The sequence below is a fragment of the Aeribacillus composti genome (assembly GCF_007827555.1).
Classification (GTDB): Bacteria; Bacillota; Bacilli; order Bacillales; family Aeribacillaceae; genus Aeribacillus; species Aeribacillus composti.
This window is the reverse complement of the sequence record NZ_VISS01000005.1, coordinates 83,353-107,096: the sequence shown is the minus strand read 5'-3', so window position 1 is coordinate 107,096 and position 23,744 is coordinate 83,353. Positions and strand designations below refer to the sequence as shown.

The window sequence follows — 23,744 nt, the reverse complement described above, 5'->3', positions numbered from 1 at the left end:
AATATACAGAGGCTCGTAATGTAAACCCTTACATTTTAGTATCTCAATGAATCAAGGTTTTCGCAAGTAATATTTTATTAGAAATTCCTACAGCTCGATGCTGAAAGAGGAAATGAATTAAGAGTATGAAAGGGGATTTTTCCCCTTTCATTTTTTCATAATTTATTTTTCTAAATAATGGATTTCAGAAATTTTAACAGCTGTTTTTCCTCCAGGTATGTCTAAATCAATCGAATTTCCTCTCATTTCAAGCAGCAGCTGATTACCGATGGGAGATAAAAATGAAATTTTCCCTTGGTCAGGATCAGCTTCTTCAGGAAAACAGATTGTATATGTTTCTTCATCCTCTTCTTCCAAATATACAATTTTCACTGTCGCCCCAATAAAAACTTTTGTGAAAATATCTTCATCTTCTTGATTAAAAAGCTGTTCCAATTCCCTTACATATTGCAAAAACTTTTTTTGATTATTCATATAAAATCGGCCGATTGGAGAAGTTCTGTCATTTTGTTGTTTCTGAAAAAGCGTTAATTGTTCTCGCAATGCCGTTTTTAAGCTGGATAGCGTACTATGGCTCATAAAATATGCCACCTCCTTTTTCTTTAATAAAAAAATGGAAAATGAGTCTTTGATTCATGATCTGTTCCCTCCAATTTTGAAAATGAAAAAAGAGATGCACAAAAAGTACATCTCACTCTAGACTACCAAATATTTTACTTTTTTCAATAAAATCCTTGATTTGATATTCTTTTCTTTTACTATTCACTTTTTTTATAAAGCTCATCAAGCGGCTCCAAAATAATGCTGGTTATCCTCTGTAAAAGCATATTCATGCTTTCCTCTGCTTTCAACAATGCAGCAATCTTGCCGTTTTGCTGTACTAATTGAACGCATTTTTCTGCATGAATAATTTCTTCTTCAGTAATTTCTTTTCCGGTTACTTGTTTTTCATGCAGGTTTAATTGAGTGCTGCGAAAGTTGTGGAAAATGTTTTTCGCTGATTCATCGTGTTGGACATCATCATACAATTTTTTTAATTGAATATATTCCTTGCTTTGTTCTAATGCTTTTTTCAAATCGTACGCGGAATTATATAAAATATTAGACACTCCTAATCCCTCCTCGCTCCGCGAGCCCTTTTAGCTAATATAAAGGATGACAAGGCCGCCTGTCAAAAAAGTTTTAAAATTCCCTTACACCCTGAGGAATTTTTTAGAAGTTCGGGAAGCTACGGTTTCATTTCATGAAGAGGAGAGTTATTAATTGTGCCGATTCTCCTTAGCTTTACGTCAACATCCACATGAACCTGTATATCTTTAAAATGAGAGTGCCAATCTTTTTTAACTTTATGCCAAATCGACGGATGGCTGCGATGAAGGGCTTCTCCAAATCCAAAAATATCTACTTCATATTTTTTCTGGGAAGCTTGAATAGCTGTCAGAATATCTTTTTTAACCTTTTCCTCAGCTTTTTTCTGCAAAAGGTTTATCGTTTCTATTTTCTCCAAATCCATTCGTTCGCATTGAACCTCGGCTACCGCCCCATCTATATGCAGCTGAACGGTGCCTTTAAACTGATGACCGTCAACTTTTGTTTGAATCTTGCTGTTTGTTCGGATCGTTTCAATTGCCACCTTCTTCTCTTTGCATGGCACATTAATGACTGCTCTTTGCACTTTTCCTAATGCATAATGGAGACCATTGCTTTCCTTCTCCGTTAACCAGTCAACTAACTTATCTTTTCTCATGATAGCTACACTGCCAAATTTGAGATACGCATCAGCTTTTGTTTTTTCAACATTTTCTATTTTTTCTCCAGCTTCAGGATTGCCTATTATTTCTACACCTATCACATGAGGTTCAATGCCTTTATAAACTAACTCGTTGACAAATTGATTGATTTCTATTGTTTCGATAGGCCCCCATGATTTTTCAGATAACTTTAATGAAGAACTTAATTTATGTGCGGGAATTGTCTCCAGCTGGCTAAGTACTTTTAAAATGTTTTCAGCTCTAGTGTTTTTAGCGATAGAGAGATAAAAATCTGTCCGAAATTCTTTCCCCCTTACTACATAATCAATAATTTCCCCCATTCCTTCTTTTGCTAAATCCTCTCCAATAATCAACATGCGGAGATGACTTGAATAAACGGCTCTTGGCGAGAAAGTTGTCACTTTTCTCATCGCCTCAGACAATGTACGCGCTTTCGACTGGAATGTTCTAACAGGAGCTTTTGTTATTCCCCCTTGTTTTACAGTTGCTACCTGTCCCGGGTTGATCACTTGTATCGTTACAAGTAATTCATCATCTACTTTGTCTATTCCTAATGCTGAAACGATTGCGATGTCATTTAACTCCCTCCGATCCCAGCAGCCTGCCAGCAACATGATGGACGCCAATATGAATAAAAGACTTGTCAACCGCTTATTCATCTATTTCCCCTCACATGACGCTGACGTTTTTTCATTAGAGCTGTACCCAACAGGATGAGAGGAAAAAGAAACCCGATCGTTAAAGAGTACAAAGGCCAAATATTATGTACAAACTCAAAAAAGTGAACGATGTTCGGATGGAAGGCGATCGCATACACAATCAGCATCATAGAAATAGGAAGAGTAATCGAACGATAATCTTTTATTTTAAATAGTTGAGAGAGACCTAAAACAAAAGCATAAAAACTGATGGTTAGCTTATAAAAAATAGATAAAAACCAAATTCCCGCCATAATAACCTCTACGCGTTGAAAAAATTTTCCTATTTCAATTTTTCTTGCCAGGGCATAGCTCGGATATATTTGTCTGGCTGTATTTTCGACACCTAAAACAAGAATAGAAAACATGACAACAAATGTAAGCAGGATTCCTCCAATTATAACGCCTACTAAAAATCCTTTTTCTGCTCCTTTTTGATGATTGACAAAGGGAGCAATCATTAAAAAAACGATTAATTCTAAATACGGCAGACTAATAAAATGATAAAACCCAAATAAAATCGGTTTCATTCCTTCTCCCAATATCGGTTGCAGGTTTCCTATTTTGATTTGAGGCAAAATCGCGATGAAATAGATTGCTAAAAGGATGAATAGCCATAATGAAATGATTTCTGAAGAACGTCCAATCACTTCTAATCCTAAAAGGGTTGCCATAACAACGACTCCCATAAAAACAATATGGATAGCATCGATCGGTGTATCAGGCATCATTTGAGTAGTTGTAAAATCGCCGATTTCCCTGAGCAATTCACCGGATAAAATAAAAGCATACATGAGAAATAATGCAACCGCGAATTTTCCAATCCATTTTCCGAGCAAAAGCTCGCATATTTCTACAAGAGTCATATTTGGAAAAATTGAATATATTTTAATGTACATAAGCACTAAAAGAATGGAGATGATGACCGTAAAAATGATTGCTATCCAAGCATCCTGTTTCGCATCATTCACTAATGCAGTAGGAGCAACGAGAATTGAACTTCCAATCGTAAATAATAAAACTAACATTTTATATTGATTTGCTGTTATTTTCCCGTTGTCTAACATACCTTCACCAACCTCTTATTGAAATATTTTGTTCACTGCTTCGCTTAGCGGCTGGTAGATCCATGTGAGCAATTCAATCGGATTTGGAATAGGAAAATTAATGCATCTGGCAATACTTAATCCTGTTCCTAAAAAAAGAAAAATGATAAACACAATAAAATCCTTCCAGAGCTTATGTTTTAATAGCAGCAGAGCTTCGATTATAAAAATACATGCAGAAACGAAAAGAATGCCGATTATGTTCCACATTCATTTAATACCCCTTTAGGTAATCTATTTCTTCTTTCGTTGATTTTCGTTTTGAAAAAGTGATTTCTCTCTTTTCGTATTTTGCTGTGAACTAAAAACTCGTGGTCGAAAAATAAGCAGACGGCGGGGCAGACGAATAAAAACGTCCTTTTGATCTGCCAGCGTAAACGGAGCCATTGGACTTAAATAAGGGACGCCAAATGAACGAAGACTGCTCAAATGAAGAACAAGCGCCACCAATCCAAGGATAATTCCGAACAAACCGAAAGATGCGGCAAGCCCCATAAAAACAAATCGTAACATCCGCACGGTGATCGCTAGGTCATACGAGCTGACCATAAAACTTGAGATAGCTGTAAATGCTACAACAATTACCATTGCGGCGGAAACAATTCCCGCGTCTACTGCTGCCGTCCCGACAACTAATGTTCCAACAATTGAAACGGCTTGTCCGATAGCTCTTGGCATTCGAAGTCCTGCTTCCCTTAAAATTTCAAGCATAATTTCCATTAGAAATGCTTCAATAAATGCGGGAAACGGAACGCCTTCCCTTTGGGCGGCAAGACTGATCAAAAGCTGTGTCGGCAGCATTTCCTGATGAAAAGTTGTAATAGCAACATAAAGAGACGGTGCAAGGAGCGCAGTGAAAAAACCGAAAAAACGGAGAAAACGAATTAATGAACTTATATCTGCGCGTTGATAATAATCTTCAGGGGATTGCAGAAATTGCACAAAAATTGACGGTACAGTTAAAACGAAAGGAGTGCCGTCCACTAAAATGGCTACGCGGCCTTCGAGAAGATGTCCTGCCACGATATCAGGACGTTCCGTATTATAAATAGTTGGAAATGGCGTGTATGAGTCATCTTGAATCAGCTCTTCGATATAACCGCTCTCTAATATTCCATCAATATCAATTTGTTCAATTCTGCTTCTGACCTCCTGCACCACTTCTTCTCTCACAATCCCTTTAATATACATAATGCTGACTTCCGTTTTTGTTACTTTTCCGACTTTTTTTGATTCAATCCATAAACGATGGTCTTTTATCTTTCTGCGAATAAGGGAAGTATTGACACGCAAATTTTCCGTAAATCCTTCCCGAGGACCGCGAATAGTTGTTTCAGTTGTTGTCTCTTGGACTCCCCTCTCCTTTCCGCCTTTCATTTCAACGGCAAAGCCTTGTTCGTATCCATCGAATAATAAAACAACTTTTCCAGACAGAACAGCATTCGTGATAACGTTGAAATCATGCACATCTTCAATCGAACCGACGGTCAAGACCATTTCTTTTATATAATTGAGCAGCGTCAAACCTGCCAGATCTTTCAGATCCACTTCATTTCTTCTCAATTCAAACATTAACGATTCCATAACAAAATTATGATTCGCTTCACTGTTAATCAAACCGTCCGTATAAATAATCCCGACGCGGATTTCCCCTTGTCTTCCTATTCTTATTTCCCTTGTAACAATGTCGCTGCTGTTGCCAAATGCTTCTCTAATTTTTTTTAAGTTTTCATGCAAGCTGCGTTTGATCGTTTCTTTGCTTTGCGGTTGCTCGCTGCTATCTTGCTTTTCCTTGTCTGCTAATAGCTGTTCAAATGACTTTTTATCGATCGATTTCTTAAAAAATTTTAAAAAACTCATGCCGAATCCCCCTAACGGTTTTTGAACCTTTTACTTGTAAAGTGCCCAATTGTTCTTTTAATATGTAAAAAATCCCATGAAGCAGGCGGTTTGCCTGTTTTCATGGGATTAAATAAACAGAATGATAATCGATTGTACGAACCCGATTATACCACCAAGGAGAGCGCCTAAGTAGGTAATCATTTTAAATTCCCTTTTGGAAATAGTCAGTACAACTTCTTCGAGACGTTCAACCGAGAAGGATTCTACCTGTTCCGTCACAATTTCATCGATATCGAAAGCTTTCATAATCTGTTCCACACTGTTTTGCAAATAAAGAACAGAGCTGGAAATGACAGCTGGCAGCATTTTTTCCGTAATTGCTTGTTTATACGGCTGGATAAGCTCTGAAATTGGTTTATCCAATGTTTCGTAGATACGTATTTTTTCCGAAATAAGTTTTGCAATGGACAAGCTTGTCTTGTCTTTGTCCATCCTGCTTGTAACCTCAGAAACCGGCATATCAAGCAATCGGCTCCATTCTTTAAAAAGAATGGAAGCAATCAGATCAATCGTTCCTTGATGACGAAAAAACTTTGCTGCTTCTAATTGAATTTTATCTGCGATATTCAAGTTCCCTAAAAACATTTGAATCATGCCGCCAAACGTTCCTTTTTGTTGAAGAAAGTCATCGATCATTCTTTGCAGCGCTTGTTTCCCTTCATCACTTTCAACATATTGAACGCCTTTCATTGCAATCCATTCTGCAAGATTAGGAATTTGCAATTCGATGTTCTTCTTCCATTCTTGCGGCAAAAACTGACTGACTTTTTGATCTGTATTGAAAAAATGAAGTATGCTTTTTTCAATCGCTCGTTCAAGTCGGGTGGTAATCATTTCCTTGCTGTTGGACACTCCATACTCTTCCAGTAATTCCGTTAAAGTTTTTTGTTTGGCAAGCCAAGCATCTATCGATTGAAGCAGGAATGATTGTATTTTCTGCTGGAAGGAGACCTCCTCCATTTTCTTTTTGATTCCTTCTGGTGTAACTAAATGCTCGATCACCATTTTTCCTAGCTGCCTAGCCAGCTCATCCCGGCGTTTCGGAATAAGGCCTGGCGTAAAGGGAAGCTTTTTTCCAAACAAATAGATTGGTCTATATGGGCGAAAAAGCATTTTAATGGCAATGTAATTCGTAACACCGCCAATAAATGCACTAATTACGACCATCATAGCTGATGTTAATATAAATTCCATTTGCATCTTCCTCACTGTTTATTCACAAGATCAACTGCCAGACATACGATATCATAGCATGATTTACCTAAGTTAATATTATAAATCGGTTAACATTTGTAAGCAAACGGGGTAATTCAAATGGCAGAAACAAAAATTTTGATGCTTCCACTCGAAGAAAAAAACGGTTTCTATATGGAAATAAGCGATTCTTTGCAAAAAGCTTTGACCCTTCCACTGATCCAAACGTTTTCCTTACATTGCGGCCAAGAAACAGTTAAAACAAAAGCCTCCTTCATCCGAAACGAAAAAATCGTTCTTTATGCCAGTGAAGAGATTTACAACGCTCTTCATCTTCCTATAAAATCTTTAACGCTTCGTCTTCAGTATGATAAATTCACCAACACCTTCAAACTCGGACCGGTCATTTGTGTATTGATTGATTCTATTCAGGACGATGAAAAAATCCTGTTTGGAAATATTGATGATTTTTGTAAAGAGATGGCGAATTACTGTGCGGAAATTGGCGCATTTTTTTGTATTTCAACATTAACTGATCTGCAGCAAAATCAGAAGAAAGGGTTTCATTTATCTCATCAAAATTGGAAAAAGGAAACCATTCCTTGTCCTGACGTGATTTATAATCGGATTCGATCAAGAAAATTAGAGTATTCTCAAAAATATTTGAAGTTTTTGCAATTTGCAGCTGCAAACGATATACCGGTGTTTAACCACCGCTACTTAAACAAATGGGAAATTCATAAAATTTTTGCGTCCAACCAGCATCTTCTTCCCTATCTTCCAAAAACGATGCTTTTAACAAAAAAATCAGATTTGCAAGTGTTTGTAAATGATTTTCAAGACGTATTTATTAAACCGATTAACGGCAGTCAAGGGAGAAGAATTATTCGCTTGAAAAATAAAAACGATCTTTTCGAAATATACTTTACCCATCCCGGTAAAAGCGAGCAGCCAATTATTTTTCATTCCTTTCAGGAAATGTATAAACATCTCTTTCCATATCTCAAAAGAGAACCGCATATTATTCAGCAGACAATCGACACAATCAAATTGGATAATCGACCGCTTGATTTCAGGTTTCTATGCCATAAAATCAATCATCAGGGCTGGAAAATAACCTCTTCTGTCGCCCGCCTTTCCGCTAAAGATCAATTTGTTAGCAATTTAGCTAAAGGCGGAGAGCTGTATAAAATAAAAAAAATCTTATCTGACATTTTTGACAAAAGCACTTGTTTACATCTTTGCAGCATTCTTTCAGAAATAGCACTGGAAGCCGCCAAAACAGTTGAAATGAACGTGGAGGGAGAATACGGGGAATTTGGAATTGATATGGCTGTAAGTGAGGATCAGAAACCATGGATTTTAGAAGTCAATACAAAGCCATCCAAAAATATTGAATACTCTCTCAATCCTTCCATTCGTCCGTCTGCCAAAGCAATCATCCGTTATTGTTTCTTGATAAGCGGTTATGATGTTTCATAACGATTCATATAATAATTGGGTAAATATAGATAAACGGAGGCAGGCGGATATTTGTGGCAGAACCTCTTTTGTCTTTCGGATTTTTAGTCAATAAATATTTTCATGAAGCAGCCTATTTTAAAAATATTTCAAAAGCGGCAAAAAAATTGAATATGAAATGTATTATGTTTCGCCCGTTGGACGTACAATTCGCAAATGGTACGTTAACGGGATTTACATTCAATTTGACATCTAATAAATGGGAGCGAAGTACTTTTCAGCTTCCACATTATATTTATGACCGCTGTTTTTATGGCAAAGATGCTGCTTCCATTCAAAACAAAAAAGCCGTTCAAAAATTAAAAATACAACAAAATGTTTCTTTTCTAGGCTACGGATTCCCAGATAAATGGAAACAATATAAAACATTAAAAACTGATCCATTCATTTATCAATATCTTCCTGAAACAGAATATTTCCAACATCCCGATCAAGTTTATACATTTTTGCAATCATATGAGGAATGTATCTTAAAACCAATTCACGGCAGTTCAGGAAAAGGAGTGCTTGTAATTAAAAAGGAAAAGGAGACGCTATTTCTATACTTTTTCATTGGAGCGAATCAAAGGATCGTCCGTTTGAAACATTTCAATCAATTGAAACCATTTCTTGCGAAGAGACAAGTTGACTCATACATTCTTCAACGATTGCTCCCTTTAAAGGACAAACAGCAGCGTCCATTTGACTTGCGCATTTTATTTCAAAAAAACGAGTTCGGTCAATGGATTATGCAAGGAAAAGGAATTCGAATCGGTCAAAAACATACGTATGTATCCAACTTGTCAAAAGGCGGTTCTGTCGTTTCCCTTGAACAATGGGAAAAAGATATTCCAAGGCAGCGATTGAACCATATTTATAACCAAATCGAACAGCTTGCTCACCATCTTCCGCAAAAAATTGAAAAAAATTTTGCTCCTTTATTTGAGCTTGGTGTGGACATCGGCATTGATTTGCAAAATGAAACGATATGGATTCTAGATATTAATTCTAAACCAGGGAGAAATGTCGTTTTAAAAACAGATCCTGCGAGAAAAACAGTTCTGTACGAAGCTCCTGTCCGCTATGCCCGCTACTTGCAACACTCTCTACAAACCGGGGTGGAAATAAATGATTTATCAAATTAAACAGGCAGACCACCTAAACCAAACCGTTTTGCTTCCTAGCTCTTTTTCCCATGTAACGATCGAATCGATCTCTTTCGGCAAACGGAAAATAGCGTGCCGTTCTATTCTCCATGACGAAGACAGCCAAAGCATTTATATTTCAAAAGATATTGCCGAATCTCTGCTTTTACCTAAAAATATTAGGATCAAAGCTTTAGTCCATAGTGAAACGCTATTTTTAGGCCCCGTTGTCGGCATTTTCACAGCAGGTTTTTATAAATCCCTTTTGCGCCCATTGGGCGACAGATCGATATTTTTTTCAAAATTAGTGGTCAACGGCTGTTCAACAGGCGCTTTTTGTTTTGTATTTGGGATACATCAAATTCATTGGGATTTAGAGATGATTGAAGGCTATTCATTCAATGAATCCGGATGGGTAAAAATAACCGTTCCATTTCCAAATGTCATCTATGATCGTCTTCCAAATCGGAAGGTAGAAAACTCAGACTACTTTCAGTCTGCGAAAAAAAACTTATTTATGCGCTCAATTCCGCTTTTCAACTCAGGCTTTTTCAACAAATGGGATGTCCATCATATTTTATCCAAAGATGGGACAGTAAGGCATTACTTGCCGGAGACATATCATGCTCCGTCCATAAAAACAATTGAACAGCTGATTAACCGCTTTCAAACGATTTATTTAAAACCTGAAAACGGAAGCCTTGGCCTAGGAATATTTAAGCTGGTGAAAAATCGGAAAAATGGATCAATTCTTTGCTGCTATTATGATGAGAACGGAAAAGGCCAGTTGAAGCTGTTCTCTTCTATTGAAGACTTTTTGCAGCGTTTTTTTACACAGCGATCATTAGATCAATATATTGCTCAACAAGGCATTTCTCTTCTTCAATCGAATGGAAATCCTGTCGATTTCCGTGTGCACACAAACAAGAACGAAAACGGAATCTGGCTTGTCAGTGCAATCGCTGCGAAATTGGCGGGAAAGGGAAATCCTACAACACACGTAAAAAACGGAGGAACAATAAAATCTTTGCATGAATTATCATTGCCGTTGAATAAAGAGGACATTTACCGTTCACTTTCCACCGCGGCCCTTTCTATTAGCAAGGCAATTGATCGCAAAATGGACGGTGAAATCGGAGAAATCGGTTTTGATATCGGCATCGACAATAACGGGAACATATGGCTATTTGAAGCGAACTCGAAGCCTGGCCGCTCCATTTTTATGCATAAAGATTTGCAGCAAGAAGACCGGCAAACATTGCGCTTTCCATTCCAATATGCCGAATATTTAATGAAAAAAACAATTTCAACTGAGGAGATCTATGATGCCCCATGAAATGCTCGTCGGAATTTTAGCTGGTGATAACGATCGAAGCGGTTCTTTTTATGGAAACATTTCGTTATTTAAAGCTATACAAAGACATTTGGCTGAGCAGCACAGTTCAAGCTTTGTTTTTACACCTTCTGGCATGAAAGAAAAATCGATCGTCGGCTATATATATGAACCGAACGAAAATCGCTGGTTGAAAAAAAAGTTTCTATATCCAGATGTTGTCTATAATCGCTATCCGTTTCGCGATACAGTTCAAAAAACAGATTTCGTTTTCCGCTCTTTAAACAAAAAAAACATCCCATATTTCAACAGACATTTTTTTAATAAATGGGATGTCATTACTTGTTTGCAAAAAAATAAGCACCTTCTTCCTGTCATACCTGAATCGCAATTAGTAACATCGAAACAAGATTTTTATACATTTTTTGAAAAATACCCCTCCGTTTATTTAAAGCCTGTTGGACAAAGCCAAGGGAAAGGAATCATTAAAATAACAGCCGAATCCAAACATAACTACATTATCAAAACGGTAAATTCTATAAAAAATGAATCTCCATTGGAAAATATTTGGAAAGAAATAAAACATTTCATTTTAAACGAGCCGTATATGATGCAGCAGGAGATCGTCTCCGATCAGATTAACAATCAGAAATACGACTTGCGCATTCTCGTTCATTACAGTCAAAACCAATATGTTATTTCGGGAATTGGCGTGCGCGCATCTAAAAACATTACAACACATGTAGTACATGGAGGCACTATCCTTCCCTTCTCCTTTGTCAAAAACCGTGTCGATACAAAAAAACTGGAAACTATTTGCCATGAAATTGGCAGCACACTCTCTCAATGTTTTCAATTCATTGGGGAATTTTCTATTGATGCTGGAATTGATACAAAAGGAAATATTTTTATTTATGAGGTTAATTCGAAACCGATGGTGTTCGATGAAAAAGACATATTCCAAAACGGAATTGTCCAGCTAAGCAAATTGTTCCATCATTTAGCAAAAAATCGAATCGATTTCAAAAAAACTTGATAAAAACGGATGCACAAGCACAAATTTTTGTAATCATCCATGATATCATACATTCTTTTTATAATTTTACCTTTTCCTGAGCAACCTAATGAATAATTCCAGTGAATAAGGAGGGTAATACGGTTATGGATAAGGATAAGGAAGTAAAAGATTCGCTATATGAAGGTCGTGATCAATCGTTTATGGACATTGACAGAATGATTAATGAAGGTCTTTCAGGAGGATCTGTTCACTACCGTTACAATGCGACCAATATTGAAGAAGCAAGGGACCTCGAGGAAGAAGAACCGCCATTTGACATAGAGAAAATTAACGAAAAGTAAGCCTGATGTTTGAAAAACACATCAGGTTTTTTAAATTTTAGCTGTAAAAGAATTCAGAGCATAAAGCTTAAAAGGCCCCTTTCTTTATGTTTCCTGAATGATTGCATGCTCTTCTTCATGGCATTGGCTGCAATATAAAAGATGTATACACTGATGATTTTTTAGTGAATCTCTTTTTCCATCTAAAAGCTTCATCAAGTCCATTTCCATATAAGCACTGTAGTCATCTAAATAATCAGTTATTTTCCCTGCATCCAATAAAATGCCTCCGCATTTGGAACAATACTTATGAAGTTGCTGAAATCCATTGCATAACGGACAGGCTCGCATGTGAAAACTCCTTTATTTGTTGTTGATTTATGTATAATGTTCCCTTTCTAGTCTGATTTACAGAGTAACGACACAAAACAGAAATTACCATTTCTCATTTCGAATAGATTTTTACATCCTACTCATACTACTTAATGAACACCATACATCCCGGTGGGTTAAGCCGAGTTTGGCAGTGAATCTTTTGATTCACGCTGGTGCAACTCCAGCTAACCCAGCCAAAAAAAATTTCACAAGGAGTTGAAAATTATGGCTCAACAAAACCGCAGCAACAACTCAAACCAACTTTTAGTTCCTGGTGCACAACAAGCGCTTGAACAAATGAAATACGAAATCGCAACAGAATTCGGAGTAAATCTCGGACCAGACACAACTTCCCGTGCCAATGGATCTGTTGGTGGAGAAATCACAAAGCGTTTAGTTGCACTTGCTCAACAACAAATTGGCGGTTTCCAACAACAATAACTAAAAAATTTATATTCATGGCTATGGAGGCACTACCCGTGTCTCCTTTTATTTGAGAATAAGGAGGTTTTTCAAATGACAGTTGGTACAAAATTGATGGAAACTATTTCAAGCTGTGAAAGTGCGGTTGCAAACTTACATAGCTTCGCACTGGAAACAGAAGATCAACAAGCTAAGCAGTTATACCAAAACCTTGCAAAACAACAACAGGAAGTGCTTGATCATTTAAAAGCGAGACTAAATTACATTCAAAACGAAGAGCCGCAATTTAAACAGCTATAAATCAGGAGAGGACCATTCACTCTCCTGATATTTCCCATTTTGTGCTTGAACCCTTCCAATTCAGCTTCCTCTTTCTATTTCTGTTAATTCTAATCCTTCCAAGCTTCATTCCATTACAGGAAAATCGCACCTCTCTTCAACTTTCAAATCCACTCACGAAGTGTCGTGTTTCCCTGATTTCGTTCGAGCAGTTGTTATAAGCATTTAAAATCTGATCTTTCTAAAAACAATTGCAGTAATAAATCGTCTATAAAAACCTTAGATATCCGTTAGATCATCACACTGTGATAGACTGCCAAACAATCGAATTAATATTCAAAAAACAAAAAAATTATGGTAGATATTCCATCTTTTTGCTAAAATATCTAAATATCGGGGGGAAGGGAATAAAAACTGAAGATCATTTTGTTAAAGAAAGCGTCATCATGGAAGTCTTGACTGCACGCGCATTTTGTCGATTATAAAAAAATTCTTGATTCATGCCGCCAGTTGCAACATCATCTACAGGTTATTTGCTCGGAATGTGCTTTTCGGCGAATATGAGTTTTACACCATACTAAAATCTTCGCCTTTATAAAACATCATTCATTTTTGAATATAAAATTTAACAAATTAGAATAAAAATTAAAAAATAATCGAAAAAATTATTATTTAGCTGCCGATATATACAGTGGACACTAATAATGAATTTTGAAGGGGAAATCAACCAATGTTTAAAAAAAGAAAACAAGTTCCATCACTTTTTGAAAAACAAGTAGATCTTCAACAAGTAAAACTTGAAGTGACTGATGAAAAATATCAAAGACAATTAGCGATGGTTGGCCTAACAAAGGATGATCTTATTTGTACTCTTATATTAAAAGATGCGATTGAAGAAAACATAAAGTTTATTATCGATGCATTTTATGATGCTCTCCATCAAGAACAATTTTTGATTGACTTAATTAATAAATACAGCTCGATCGAAAAGCAGAAGGAAAGATTGAAAAAACATGTGCTGCTTATGTTTAGCGGATCCTTAACAGATGAAGATATAACAAGAATGAAGCGGATTGCTGTAGCCCACGTCCGCATTGGATTAGATACGATTTGGTACATGAGTTCATTCCAGCAATTACAGAAATCTATTTTTTCCGTTGTTGCGAAAGCGTGTCCATCGAAGGAAGATTATCATAAAGCGGTGGTCACCATTGCAAAAATGTTAAACTTTGAACAGCAAATTGTGCTGGAAGCATATAATGAGGAGTATTTAAAAAGACGGCAAAAAATCGAAAAGGAAAAACAGGAGCTTCATGAAAACATCGCCCAAACCTCCATTCGTCTCGCTGATCTTATTGAATCAGCCAATTCAGCTATACAAAAAATTAACGAACGATCCAAACAATTTGCCTTAATTGCAGTTGATCGTTTTGAAACAGCGGCATCAACCGAAGCAGAGGTCAGTTCAAGGAGAGAAGACTTGAATTTTCACTCCGGTTTAATGGTCAATATAAAAGAACGGACTGATGATATTGCTTTAAAAATAAAGTCGCTTGAACAAACTTCTGAAAAAATTAATCATGTCGTCTCGATTGTTACTTCTATTGCTGAACAAACTAACTTGCTGGCTTTAAATGCCGCAATTGAATCGGCGCGCGCAGGGGAATACGGGAAAGGATTCGCTGTTGTTGCTAGTGAAGTGAGAAAGCTGGCGGAAGAAACAAAAAATTCCGTGCTTGGCGTTTCCAATTTAATTGAGGAAATCAGAGCGAAAATTAACGATACCGCTTCATCTATTGTGGAAGTAACAGAGCTTACAAGCAATGGTTCGCAAAGAATGAAAGAGATGAACCAATTCTTCGACAATATTTTGTATGCCTTCGACAAAAATAAAGAACAAACTGAAAAGACGAAAAATGAACTCGAAAACTTTGCTGAAATCATTGATGATATAACAAATTTCATTGCGCAAATCAATGAGACTTCAGAACATTTAAAAAAGCTGGCCAATCATATATAAATTCTTTTTCAGACGCTTGAGCCCCATCATTCCGAACTTAGGAGAGATGGGGTTTTTATTGGTACTGAACCATAAATAGATAGATGAAAAGGAGGGCGGCCGGGAGATGTTTGCTTCATAAATCACCATACCGCCTGTACCGTCGGCAAATCCGCTTGTTGCAAATGTTTTTCCTTCTTTTTCTGGATGAATCACAAAAAGCTGAACAAGTACTTTGGTTCTGTACAAATTTAATAGTACGAGGATCTATAAAAATTGTTTGCGCAGTTCTAACATCGTTATCGTTTTGCTTGGAGATTAAAAAAATAAGGATATATGCTCGTATATTGAACATATATCCTCATATTCTTCCAAATGTTATGTGGTGTTTTTCTATACCCCAAGATATTTATGTTGTATTTCATTATTTTTCATTAATTCATCTGGGCTGCCCTGCCATACAATAGTACCTTTGTTCATAATTAAAATTTCATCTGCTACTTTGCATGCGAGTGATATATTTTGCTCAACCATTAAGATCGAAAGTCCTTCCTGCTTCAGTTTTACAACTATATCGCCGACCTGATCGATAATGACAGGGGCTAATCCTTCCGATGGTTCATCCATTAATAAAAAGCTGGGATTTGTCATCAAAGCTCTTCCGATTGCAAGCATCTGCTGTTGTCCGCCTGATAGCTCAGTACCCATATTTTTTTCTCTTTCTTTTAAAACAGGAAATAATTCATATACCCTTTCCAAATCCCAATTATTATTTCGGTCTATTAAATTTTTACGGGCAGCCATTGTCAAGTTTTCACGAATGGTAAGAGAAGGGAAAATCCGCCTTCCTTGTGGAACGAATCCAATTCCAAGGCACGAAATTTGATGAGGCAACAGGTTATTCAGCTGCCGTTCCTTAAATTGAATTTTTCCCCTCCGCGGTTTAAGCAGCCCGGCAATCGTATGAATCGTTGTTGATTTACCTGCTCCATTTCTCCCAAGAAGAGCAACACATTTCTTGCTTGGAACTGAAAATGAAACGCCTTGAAGAATATGACTCGTTCCGTAGTAAGAATGGACATTTTGAAGCTCAAGCATGAGCTTTTGCACCTCCCCCAAAGTAAATTTCCCTTACTTCTTCATTGTTTCGAACTTCTTCGGGAGTGCCGCTTAATATCACTTCTCCGTGATGAAGAACAGTAATTCTGTCAGCAATGGAAAATACAACATCCATATCATGTTCAATAATTAGTATAGATACCGTCCGAGGAAGCTTTTGAATCATTTCAGCTGTCTGTGCAGTTTCTGCTGGAGACATTCCTGATGTCGGTTCATCCAAAAGCAAGATCTTCGGTTTAGACGCCATCGCTAGCAAAATCTCAAGAAGCCGCTGCTCTCCATAGGAAAGATTGTTCACCTTGACATTTCTGCGTGTAGAAATCTCCCATTGTGCAAGGATTTCATCTGTTTCTTTTTTGAGGTCGATATGCTTTGTCAACGCATGAAACATTTGGTAGCGATATCGTTTCGTTGCTGTTAAAGCAAGATGAAGATTTTCTTCGACTGTCAAATTTCCGAACAAGTTGTTTTTTTGAAACGTTCGCGACATTCCTAAATGAACCAATTTACTGGAAGGCATATTGCTTATTTCTTGCCCTTCCAAAAATATTTTTCCTGAGTCAATTGGCAGGACATTTGTAATACAATTAAAAAGAGTTGTTTTCCCCGCACCGTTAGGGCCGATGATAACATGGCGTTCTCCTGGCTGAACTTCCAATGACACGTTTTGAAGAACTTGTAATGTTTTGAATGATTTGTTTATATTTTCTACTTTTAATATACTCAATTGACTACCTCCTCTTTTTCAACATGCTGCGGAGCGTAATCATCGCTATTTTTTCGTTTTTTATAAAAAATCTTAGATTTCAATAAAGCAAACCAATGGATAATTCCACCTTTGCCAACCAGCACAAGAATCACTAACAGGGCTCCCATTATAATTGGCCACCGTTCTGTGTACGTGCTGATAAAGTTCTGTAAAAAAATGAATAGGCCAGCTCCGATTGCCGGACCAATCAGCGTACCAACTCCTCCAATTATTACCATCATCATAACTTGACCCGAAAACATCCAACTCGATACATCTGGGCTTACAAAAAGGTTGTAAAATCCGTATAAAGATCCTGCAAATCCTGCTAGGGCTCCGGAAAATGTATATGTTAAAAGCTTATAAATGCGTACATCGTACCCCAATGCACTCATTCGTGCTTCGTTTTCCATTATTCCTTTGACAATTTTACCGACTGGAGATTCAACAAAAAATCTAAGCAGTAAATAAACAATAATAAAAGCTGCTGCCATTACGGAATAAATCCCTATAGGACTGACAATTTCGCCAAAACCGAGATTCAAAGGAGCGGAAACTTTCATGCCGTCTGCTCCGCCAGTCCATTGCTTTAATTGCCAAGCCAGAGCAAACAGCAATTGTCCGAAAGCAAGAGTAATCATTAAAAAGTAAAATTTCGAAGTGCGTATAAATATCGCGCCAGTAACCAATGCAAGAAGACCAGATAAGCAGATAGAAAAAAATAGTAACAAGTAGGAATTTGGAATATGCGGTCCGAGAAGTGCCACGGTATAGGCTCCAATTCCGAAAAATCCTGCATGACCTAGTGAAACCATTCCTGCATACCCCATTATTAAACCAAGACTCATGGCAAAAATAGCCATAATGAAGATTTCGGAAACAAGATCTATCCCATACACACTTAAAACGAAGGGCAGAACGAAAGCAATAAGCAGAAATACAATGAAAATTAAAATATTCTTTTTCAACTATGCCACCTCCCTTCCAAATAGCCCTTGAGGACGGATAATTAATACTACAACCATGAGAAGAAATACGATTAGCATTGATAATGAAGGAAACCAAATCTTGCCGAAGGTCTCAATCAATCCGATGAGAATTGCACCAATGAAAGAGCCTTTCCACGAACCTAAGCCGCCGATCACTACAACAATTAATGATGTAACGAGAATGTCTGATTCCATACCTGTATACATCCCGATTAACGGTCCTCCTAATACTCCGCTCAACGCAGCTAGTCCTGCACCGAAAGCAAAAACTCCAGTAAATACGACCCCAACATTTATTCCAAGAGCTGAAACCATTGCCCTGTCATCCACACCTGCACGAATAATCGCGCCGATTCTAGTTTTGCTCTCAAAATACCAAAGAAGCAACGCTAGCAGACAGCCAATTAAAACAACAAACAACCGATAAAAAGGGAAAACCATCGGTCCAATGGAGATCGACGAATCGAGCAAAGCAGGGACAGCCATCGTTTGAGGCTCTGTACCCCAAATCCACTTTGCGGTATCCGCAATAACGAAGGCTAAACCAAATGTGAGCAGCACCTGCTCAAGCTCTTTCCCATAAATTTGCCGAATAAATAATTTTTCAATAATAATCCCGATCACTGCCGTAACAGCAACTGATAGCAATAAAGCAATCCAAAAACTGAATTGTTGATTCATAAAGGTAAAGGCCATATAGGATCCAAGTAAAAATAATGTACCGTGCGCCAAGTTAACAATATTCATAACTCCTAAAATAATCGTCAACCCTGCTGCTATCATAAAATACAGCATCCCATACGCTAATCCCGTTAATAGCTGTACAGAAAATATAGACAATGACAAAACGATCCCCCACTTTCTCAATTTATGAAACGACAAATTGGGACTGGAGAACTTTGCCCCAGATCCCAATCCTGTTACATGGACTAATTTGCAGGAGCTTTTTCAGGCATCGTTACTTTTTCGACTGTCTCCAGTACTTCAGGGACAATTTGATTATCCTTTTTTGTGTTTTTTGCGATGTAGAAATTCTGTATTGGGTTGTTCGTTTTTGGATCAATCGTAATTGGTCCGCGTGGGCTGTCAAAGGAAATCCCTTTAAGGACTTTTATTAAATCCTCTGCATTTGTGCTTCCTGCTTCTTTAATCGCTATATCTATGACTTTTGCGGAGTCATAGCCTCCCACTGAAAAAGTGTTTGGCAGCTTTCCGTATTTTTCCTGATATGCCTCTACAAACTTTTTGTTTTCCTCATTTTCTAGCCAAGGCGAGTACAGTATGCCAGAAATGATTCCTTCTGCTGCTTCACCAGTAGGCTCGAGGATCAGTTGATCGCCAAATTCCATTGGACCTGACAGCGGAATTTTTCCCTTTAAGCCAAAATCATTGTATTGCTGAACAAACCGAATTCCATCGCTGCCTGCCATGAATGTAAAAACTAGTTCAGGCTTTACTTGGGCTACATCAGTAAGATACGTTGCGAAATCATTCGTTCCTAATTTAGGGTATATTTCTTTTACTACCTTACCGCCAGCAGCTTCAAAAGCTTCTTTAAAAGCGGAAACAACTTCCTTTCCTGCAGGGTAGTCGGGTGCAATCGCTACCGCTGTTTTTCCAACATTTTTTGCTAAATATTCTCCAGCACTGCTGCCATTTTGCCAGTTGGAAAATGACAGGCGGTAAATGTAATCGCTTTTTTTGCTCCAGGAAAGATCGTTTCCGGCAGCATTGGCATCAATTAATATAATTTTGTCTTTCTCCACCTCGTCTCTCAATGCGTAAGCGACTGCTGAAGAAATTGGTCCAACAAGTATATCTACTTTTTCATTCTTGACTAATTGGCGATATTTCCTTAAAGCAACTTGCGGGTTTGCTTCATCATCTTCAAATTTTATTTCCACCTTTTTTCCGCCCAACTTGTTATCATTTTCTTCAAGATAAAGGTTAAATCCATTTTTAATGCTTTCCGCAAGCGGAGCGAATGTTCCAGTTGAAGAAAGGATGACGCCAATTTTGATTGTATCTTTTTCACCGCTGGAATTAGACTTGCTATTGCTTACAGCCGATCCTGAACAACCTGATAAAATCAACATTATAGTAATAAAAAGAACACTCCAAAATTTACCTTTTCCCACCATTTTATACCCCCCTAAAAGCATTAGTTAAACGCTTTCATTTTTTGAATTGCAAGGTTATAAAGCTTTTCCCTCCCTTCTTTATATTTTTTAATATTCCAAATTTTTTTATTATTGTTTTTTATATTATTGCTTGCAGATTGTCTTCACAACATCGTTGTTTCAGAATGTGCAACGAAAGAATAATTTTTAAATTTATAAAGTTGTCCAACAGCGGTTTCCAATCATTGTGAATTTATCCAGCTTGATCTGTTAATTCCCAGCATGGCTGCAATTAAGCAGCTTACTTAATTTTCTGCGTATGTAAATTCTTGTTTAATAACAACAATATGCTATCCATTCGTTCACCAAATTTTGCTAGGTTGTGCTTTTAAAAGCAACAAACAAGAAACGATTTGGATGCAGCGGACTTATTTATATTTTTATGATTAAAAACAGTAATTTAAACTTTGCTATATGTATATTTCTCTTCTCAACACAAATAATATTTTCTGTAAAAAAATCAAAGGAGGAACAATCATATGGCTCTCATTCCTTACGATCCTTTTTCTGAGATCAACCAATTTAGACGAAACATGAATCGCGTTTTTTCTGAAGGCTTCCCGCATTTTTTTGAAAACTTTGAGACTATGAATACCCCCCGGCTTGATATTCATGAAACTGCTAATGAAGTAATTGTTACGTGTGATTTGCCCGGCCTTGAAAAAAAGGAAGACGTTGACATTCATCTTGATCGCAACGTTCTTACGATCAGCGGCACAATTCAAAGAAGCAAAGAAGTAAAGGAAGAAGAAATGCATAGACGCGAACGGTTTGTAGGGCGGTTTCACCGCGCTGTTGCATTGCCGGCAAATGTAAAAGAAGAAGAAGTGAGCGCGACATATAAAAATGGCGTTTTGGAAATCCGTATTCCAAAACAAACCGAAAACAACAAAAAGAAAATTGATATTCAGTTTCATTAATTGTTTCGTGAGGTTGCAAAATTTCAATCAGCCTCACTTTTTTATTGCAATTTTCGCCAAGTACGATTATGATGAATATATAACATCAAAAATCTATATATTGTGTAATCAAAAACAATTAAATACTATATATTGAAAACCTAACGACAAAGGTGCTGTTTTCAGCTTAAAAGGGAATCCGGTGAGAATCCGGAACTGTCCCCGCAACTGTGAGTGCTACGAAATGAATAATCCACTGTACGTTTCGTATGGGAAGGATTCAAAGTAGGATGAAGCACGAGTCAGGAGACCTGCCTTTGTCCGAACGTTTCTAATTCTTCGGGGGTTGGGAAGATGAAACGATGGTTTGAATGGAGTAGTTTCGCCTTGTAAACCGCCTCCCTTTTAATCATCGTTTGATCCGCTCAGCTTCCTGGGCGGTTTTTTATTTTGATAAGGAGGATGTTTGATGAATATTACGAAAGCATTAAATCTATACGAGGTTTTTCAAAATCATTTTAACAGGAGCGATTGGGAGCTTTATCTAAGGCAGCTTGAAAAAAAGTTTCCATCCCTTTCCTTTCATGAATACAGCGAGAGAGTGTCGACAACCCTACAATACCAGCAGATTGATGATCTTGAAAAATTTACAAACCTGCTGATTATTGAAGCTTTAGCAAACATTTCGGAAAGTGAGCCGGATTGGACTTTTTTAGCTGCACACGTATTTCTTGAAAAAATTTACTATGAAGCGAGCCAAAACAGAAATTACAACCAACCGGGCTACGGCGATTTTTATTTGTTAATCGAAACATTAACCGATCTTGGAATCTACAGCCCTCTTTTGCTAGAGCATTATTCAAAAGAGGAAATTATGGAGCTGGGAAATGCCATTGATCCTGAGAAGGACAAGCTGTTTACATACATCGGATTAAGGACCCTTTACGACCGGTATTTAGCTAAAGATTTTCATAAACGAACATTTGAGCTTCCACAGGAACGTTTTATGATCATCGCTATGACGTTAATGATCAACGAGCATCCGTCCAAACGTTTGCATCTTGTAAAGGAAGCGTATTGGGCATTGAGCCATTTATATATGACGGTTGCAACACCTACATTGGCTAATGCAGGAAAATCAGTCGGTCAGCTTTCAAGCTGCTTTATTGATACGGTAGACGACAGCCTTCAAGGCATTTATGATTCGAACACTGATATTGCCAATGTTTCTAAAAGCGGCGGAGGCATTGGAGTTTATTTAGGGAAAATCAGAAGCCGCGGAAGCGATATCCGGGGGTTCAAAGGAGTTTCATCAGGTGTCATTCCTTGGATGAAGCAATTAAATAATACGGCAGTGAGCGTCGACCAGCTCGGCCAAAGAAAAGGAGCAATTGCCGTTTATTTGGATGTTTGGCATAAAGATATTTTCGCCTTCCTAGATGCAAAATTAAATAACGGAGACGAACGGCTGCGCACCCATGATTTATTTACAGGTGTATGCATTCCTGACCTATTTATGGAGCAAGTTGAAAAGCGCGGGGACTGGTATTTGTTCGATCCCCACGAAGTTCGCAAAGTCATGGGATTCAGTCTGGAAGATTATTATGATGAAGAAAAAGGTAACGGCAGCTTTCGGGAAAAATATTTTGAGTGCGTGAATCATCCTTCCTTATCTAAAGAAAAAGTGCCTGCGATTGAAATAATGAAACGGATTATGATCAGCCAGCTTGAAACGGGAACGCCTTTTATGTTTTATCGGGATGAAGTGAATCGAAAAAACGCAAACAAGCATGCCGGCATGATTTATTGCAGCAATTTATGCACAGAGATTGCGCAAAATCAAAGTGCTACTACTGTTGAAGAACAATATGTTGAAGATGGAAAAATTGTCATTGTGAAAAAGCCCGGCGATTTCGTCGTCTGCAACCTTTCTTCCATCAACTTGGCACGGGCTGTCCCAGACAACGTTCTGGAACGTTTAATCCCTATTCAAGTGCGGATGCTGGACAACGTTATCGATTTAAATAACATTCCGGTATTACAGGCAAAGCTTACAAATGAAAAATACCGTGCAATCGGCCTTGGAACGTTTGGCATGCATCATTTATTTGCACTAAAGGAAATTACATGGGAAAGCGACGAGGCAGTCCAATTTGTCGACCAATTATATGAAAAAATTGCGTATTTAACCATTCAGTCGAGTATGGAGCTCGCAAAAGAAAAAGGCGCATACCCTCTCTTTAAAGGCTCGGAGTGGGATACAGGGCGATATTTTGAGATCCGCGGTTATACGTCAAAAAAATGGCAGGAATTAAAGGAAAAAGTGCAGACTTTTGGGATTCGCAACAGCTATTTAATGGCGGTCGCACCGAACGCCTCGACCTCCATTATAGCCGGAAGCACAGCAAGCATCGATCCAATTTTCCAAAAAGTTTATTCAGAGGAAAAGAAAGACTACAAAATTCCAGTTACCGTTCCCGACTTAAATGCGAAAACGACTTGGTATTATAAATCCGCTTATTTGATCGACCAAACATGGAGCATTAAACAAAATGCAGTGCGCCAGAAACATATTGACCAGTCCATTTCCTTCAACTTTTACGTCCTAAACACGATTAAAGCGAAAGAATTGCTGGAGCTTCATTTGACAGCTTGGAAATCCGGATTAAAAACAACGTATTATGTCCGTTCGACATCAAGCGACATTTATGAATGTGAATCATGTGCAAGTTAAGGAGGAATTAA

General features: G+C 37.6%; 23 protein-coding genes and 1 riboswitch. Of the genes, 10 read left to right on the top strand and 13 right to left on the bottom strand.

The features are described from left to right. Positions 1-162 precede the first annotated feature (162 nt). The 7 genes from FB379_RS04285 to FB379_RS04255 form a co-directional block, all read right to left on the bottom strand. On the bottom strand, positions 163-579 hold the full coding sequence (locus FB379_RS04285) for a GreA/GreB family elongation factor (RefSeq protein WP_063387297.1): 417 nt from the start codon (positions 577-579) through the stop codon (positions 163-165). 179 nt (positions 580-758) lie between these two features. Next, positions 759-1,109: a YlbF family regulator gene (locus tag FB379_RS04280; protein WP_066248950.1), complete on the bottom strand. Its 351-nt coding sequence runs from the start codon at positions 1,107-1,109 to the stop codon at positions 759-761. A gap of 119 nt (positions 1,110-1,228) precedes the next feature. After that, positions 1,229-2,431 (bottom strand): Ger(x)C family spore germination protein, encoded by a 1,203-nt coding sequence (locus tag FB379_RS04275; RefSeq protein WP_066248952.1) that lies wholly within the window; start codon positions 2,429-2,431, stop codon positions 1,229-1,231. Beyond that, on the bottom strand, positions 2,428-3,537 hold the full coding sequence (locus tag FB379_RS04270) for a GerAB/ArcD/ProY family transporter (protein ID WP_144597092.1): 1,110 nt from the start codon (positions 3,535-3,537) through the stop codon (positions 2,428-2,430). The genes FB379_RS04275 and FB379_RS04270 overlap by 4 nt, the downstream gene beginning before the upstream one ends. 15 nt (positions 3,538-3,552) lie before the next feature. After that, entirely contained in the window at positions 3,553-3,786 is a 234-nt protein-coding gene (locus FB379_RS04265; protein ID WP_066248956.1) for a hypothetical protein, read from the bottom strand. A 24-nt stretch (positions 3,787-3,810) separates the two neighbouring features. Beyond that, entirely contained in the window at positions 3,811-5,436 is a 1,626-nt protein-coding gene (locus FB379_RS04260) for a spore germination protein (protein WP_130158436.1), read from the bottom strand. Between the two features lie 108 nt (positions 5,437-5,544). Continuing rightward, on the bottom strand, positions 5,545-6,672 hold the full coding sequence (locus FB379_RS04255; RefSeq protein WP_158640161.1) for a DUF445 domain-containing protein: 1,128 nt from the start codon (positions 6,670-6,672) through the stop codon (positions 5,545-5,547). A gap of 120 nt (positions 6,673-6,792) precedes the next feature. Here FB379_RS04255 and FB379_RS04250 point away from each other — a divergent pair, with 120 nt between their 5' ends. The 5 genes from FB379_RS04250 (at position 6,793) to FB379_RS04230 (ending at position 12,009) form a co-directional block, all read left to right on the top strand. Beyond that, on the top strand, positions 6,793-8,154 hold the full coding sequence (locus FB379_RS04250; protein ID WP_144597088.1) for a YheC/YheD family endospore coat-associated protein: 1,362 nt from the start codon (positions 6,793-6,795) through the stop codon (positions 8,152-8,154). 53 nt (positions 8,155-8,207) lie between these two features. After that, positions 8,208-9,317, top strand: coding sequence for a YheC/YheD family endospore coat-associated protein (locus tag FB379_RS04245; RefSeq protein WP_094244613.1), 1,110 nt, complete (start codon positions 8,208-8,210; stop codon positions 9,315-9,317). Then, positions 9,301-10,653, top strand: coding sequence for a YheC/YheD family endospore coat-associated protein (locus tag FB379_RS04240; protein WP_144597086.1), 1,353 nt, complete (start codon positions 9,301-9,303; stop codon positions 10,651-10,653). The genes FB379_RS04245 and FB379_RS04240 overlap by 17 nt, the downstream gene beginning before the upstream one ends. Further along, positions 10,643-11,686: a YheC/YheD family endospore coat-associated protein gene (locus tag FB379_RS04235; RefSeq protein ID WP_158640160.1), complete on the top strand. Its 1,044-nt coding sequence runs from the start codon at positions 10,643-10,645 to the stop codon at positions 11,684-11,686. The genes FB379_RS04240 and FB379_RS04235 overlap by 11 nt, the downstream gene beginning before the upstream one ends. A gap of 125 nt (positions 11,687-11,811) precedes the next feature. Further along, positions 11,812-12,009, top strand: a complete 198-nt coding sequence (locus FB379_RS04230; protein ID WP_144597082.1) for a hypothetical protein — start codon at positions 11,812-11,814, stop codon at positions 12,007-12,009. An 84-nt stretch (positions 12,010-12,093) separates the two neighbouring features. Here FB379_RS04230 and FB379_RS04225 read toward each other — a convergent pair whose 3' ends face one another. Beyond that, on the bottom strand, positions 12,094-12,339 hold the full coding sequence (locus FB379_RS04225; protein ID WP_144597080.1) for a hypothetical protein: 246 nt from the start codon (positions 12,337-12,339) through the stop codon (positions 12,094-12,096). A gap of 249 nt (positions 12,340-12,588) precedes the next feature. Here FB379_RS04225 and FB379_RS04220 point away from each other — a divergent pair, with 249 nt between their 5' ends. From FB379_RS04220 to FB379_RS18550, 3 genes are all read left to right on the top strand, one after another. Beyond that, positions 12,589-12,804, top strand: coding sequence for an alpha/beta-type small acid-soluble spore protein (locus FB379_RS04220; protein ID WP_063387285.1), 216 nt, complete (start codon positions 12,589-12,591; stop codon positions 12,802-12,804). Positions 12,805-12,879: 75 nt separating this feature from the next. After that, positions 12,880-13,086 carry a DUF1657 domain-containing protein gene (locus FB379_RS04215; protein ID WP_063387284.1) on the top strand — a complete coding sequence of 69 codons (207 nt, stop codon included), beginning with the start codon at positions 12,880-12,882 and terminating at the stop codon, positions 13,084-13,086. Positions 13,087-13,795: 709 nt separating this feature from the next. Further along, entirely contained in the window at positions 13,796-15,085 is a 1,290-nt protein-coding gene (locus tag FB379_RS18550; RefSeq protein ID WP_199757325.1) for a globin-coupled sensor protein, read from the top strand. 372 nt (positions 15,086-15,457) lie between these two features. Here FB379_RS18550 and FB379_RS04205 read toward each other — a convergent pair whose 3' ends face one another. From FB379_RS04205 to FB379_RS04185, 5 genes are all read right to left on the bottom strand, one after another. Further along, positions 15,458-16,162: an ABC transporter ATP-binding protein gene (locus tag FB379_RS04205; protein ID WP_094244608.1), complete on the bottom strand. Its 705-nt coding sequence runs from the start codon at positions 16,160-16,162 to the stop codon at positions 15,458-15,460. Further along, complete coding sequence (locus tag FB379_RS04200; protein WP_144597078.1) at positions 16,155-16,910, bottom strand: ABC transporter ATP-binding protein; 756 nt, start codon at positions 16,908-16,910, stop codon at positions 16,155-16,157. Before FB379_RS04200 ends, FB379_RS04205 begins: the two co-directional genes overlap by 8 nt. Next, positions 16,907-17,899 (bottom strand): branched-chain amino acid ABC transporter permease, encoded by a 993-nt coding sequence (locus FB379_RS04195; RefSeq protein ID WP_094244607.1) that lies wholly within the window; start codon positions 17,897-17,899, stop codon positions 16,907-16,909. The genes FB379_RS04200 and FB379_RS04195 overlap by 4 nt, the downstream gene beginning before the upstream one ends. Continuing rightward, positions 17,900-18,760, bottom strand: coding sequence for a branched-chain amino acid ABC transporter permease (locus FB379_RS04190; RefSeq protein WP_094246385.1), 861 nt, complete (start codon positions 18,758-18,760; stop codon positions 17,900-17,902). Between the two features lie 89 nt (positions 18,761-18,849). Then, a complete protein-coding gene (locus FB379_RS04185; protein WP_063387280.1) occupies positions 18,850-20,061 on the bottom strand; it encodes an ABC transporter substrate-binding protein in 1,212 nt (403 codons plus the stop codon). Between the two features lie 518 nt (positions 20,062-20,579). Here FB379_RS04185 and FB379_RS04180 point away from each other — a divergent pair. Both FB379_RS04180 and FB379_RS04175 read left to right on the top strand, forming a co-directional pair. Beyond that, entirely contained in the window at positions 20,580-21,020 is a 441-nt protein-coding gene (locus FB379_RS04180) for an Hsp20/alpha crystallin family protein (protein WP_144597076.1), read from the top strand. Between the two features lie 133 nt (positions 21,021-21,153). After that, positions 21,154-21,332, top strand: a riboswitch (cobalamin riboswitch). Between the two features lie 136 nt (positions 21,333-21,468). After that, the gene (locus FB379_RS04175; protein WP_066250873.1) at positions 21,469-23,733 is read left to right on the top strand and encodes a ribonucleoside-diphosphate reductase subunit alpha; all 2,265 of its coding nucleotides are present in this window, start codon (positions 21,469-21,471) and stop codon (positions 23,731-23,733) included. The last annotated feature ends 11 nt before the right edge of the window (positions 23,734-23,744 follow it).

Coding starts and splice junctions, on each gene's coding strand:
- FB379_RS04285 (WP_063387297.1), bottom strand. CDS start 579: ATGAGCCATAGTACGCTATCCAGCTTAAAAACGGCATTGCGAGAACAA.
- FB379_RS04275 (WP_066248952.1), bottom strand. CDS start 2,431: ATGAATAAGCGGTTGACAAGTCTTTTATTCATATTGGCGTCCATCATG.
- FB379_RS04270 (WP_144597092.1), bottom strand. CDS start 3,537: ATGTTAGACAACGGGAAAATAACAGCAAATCAATATAAAATGTTAGTT.
- FB379_RS04265 (WP_066248956.1), bottom strand. CDS start 3,786: ATGTGGAACATAATCGGCATTCTTTTCGTTTCTGCATGTATTTTTATA.
- FB379_RS04260 (WP_130158436.1), bottom strand. CDS start 5,436: ATGAGTTTTTTAAAATTTTTTAAGAAATCGATCGATAAAAAGTCATTT.
- FB379_RS04255 (WP_158640161.1), bottom strand. CDS start 6,672: ATGGAATTTATATTAACATCAGCTATGATGGTCGTAATTAGTGCATTT.
- FB379_RS04250 (WP_144597088.1), top strand. CDS start 6,793: ATGGCAGAAACAAAAATTTTGATGCTTCCACTCGAAGAAAAAAACGGT.
- FB379_RS04240 (WP_144597086.1), top strand. CDS start 9,301: ATGATTTATCAAATTAAACAGGCAGACCACCTAAACCAAACCGTTTTG.
- FB379_RS04235 (WP_158640160.1), top strand. CDS start 10,643: ATGCCCCATGAAATGCTCGTCGGAATTTTAGCTGGTGATAACGATCGA.
- FB379_RS04230 (WP_144597082.1), top strand. CDS start 11,812: ATGGATAAGGATAAGGAAGTAAAAGATTCGCTATATGAAGGTCGTGAT.
- FB379_RS04225 (WP_144597080.1), bottom strand. CDS start 12,339: ATGCGAGCCTGTCCGTTATGCAATGGATTTCAGCAACTTCATAAGTAT.
- FB379_RS04220 (WP_063387285.1), top strand. CDS start 12,589: ATGGCTCAACAAAACCGCAGCAACAACTCAAACCAACTTTTAGTTCCT.
- FB379_RS04215 (WP_063387284.1), top strand. CDS start 12,880: ATGACAGTTGGTACAAAATTGATGGAAACTATTTCAAGCTGTGAAAGT.
- FB379_RS18550 (WP_199757325.1), top strand. CDS start 13,796: ATGTTTAAAAAAAGAAAACAAGTTCCATCACTTTTTGAAAAACAAGTA.
- FB379_RS04205 (WP_094244608.1), bottom strand. CDS start 16,162: ATGCTTGAGCTTCAAAATGTCCATTCTTACTACGGAACGAGTCATATT.
- FB379_RS04185 (WP_063387280.1), bottom strand. CDS start 20,061: ATGGTGGGAAAAGGTAAATTTTGGAGTGTTCTTTTTATTACTATAATG.
- FB379_RS04180 (WP_144597076.1), top strand. CDS start 20,580: ATGGCTCTCATTCCTTACGATCCTTTTTCTGAGATCAACCAATTTAGA.
- FB379_RS04175 (WP_066250873.1), top strand. CDS start 21,469: ATGAATATTACGAAAGCATTAAATCTATACGAGGTTTTTCAAAATCAT.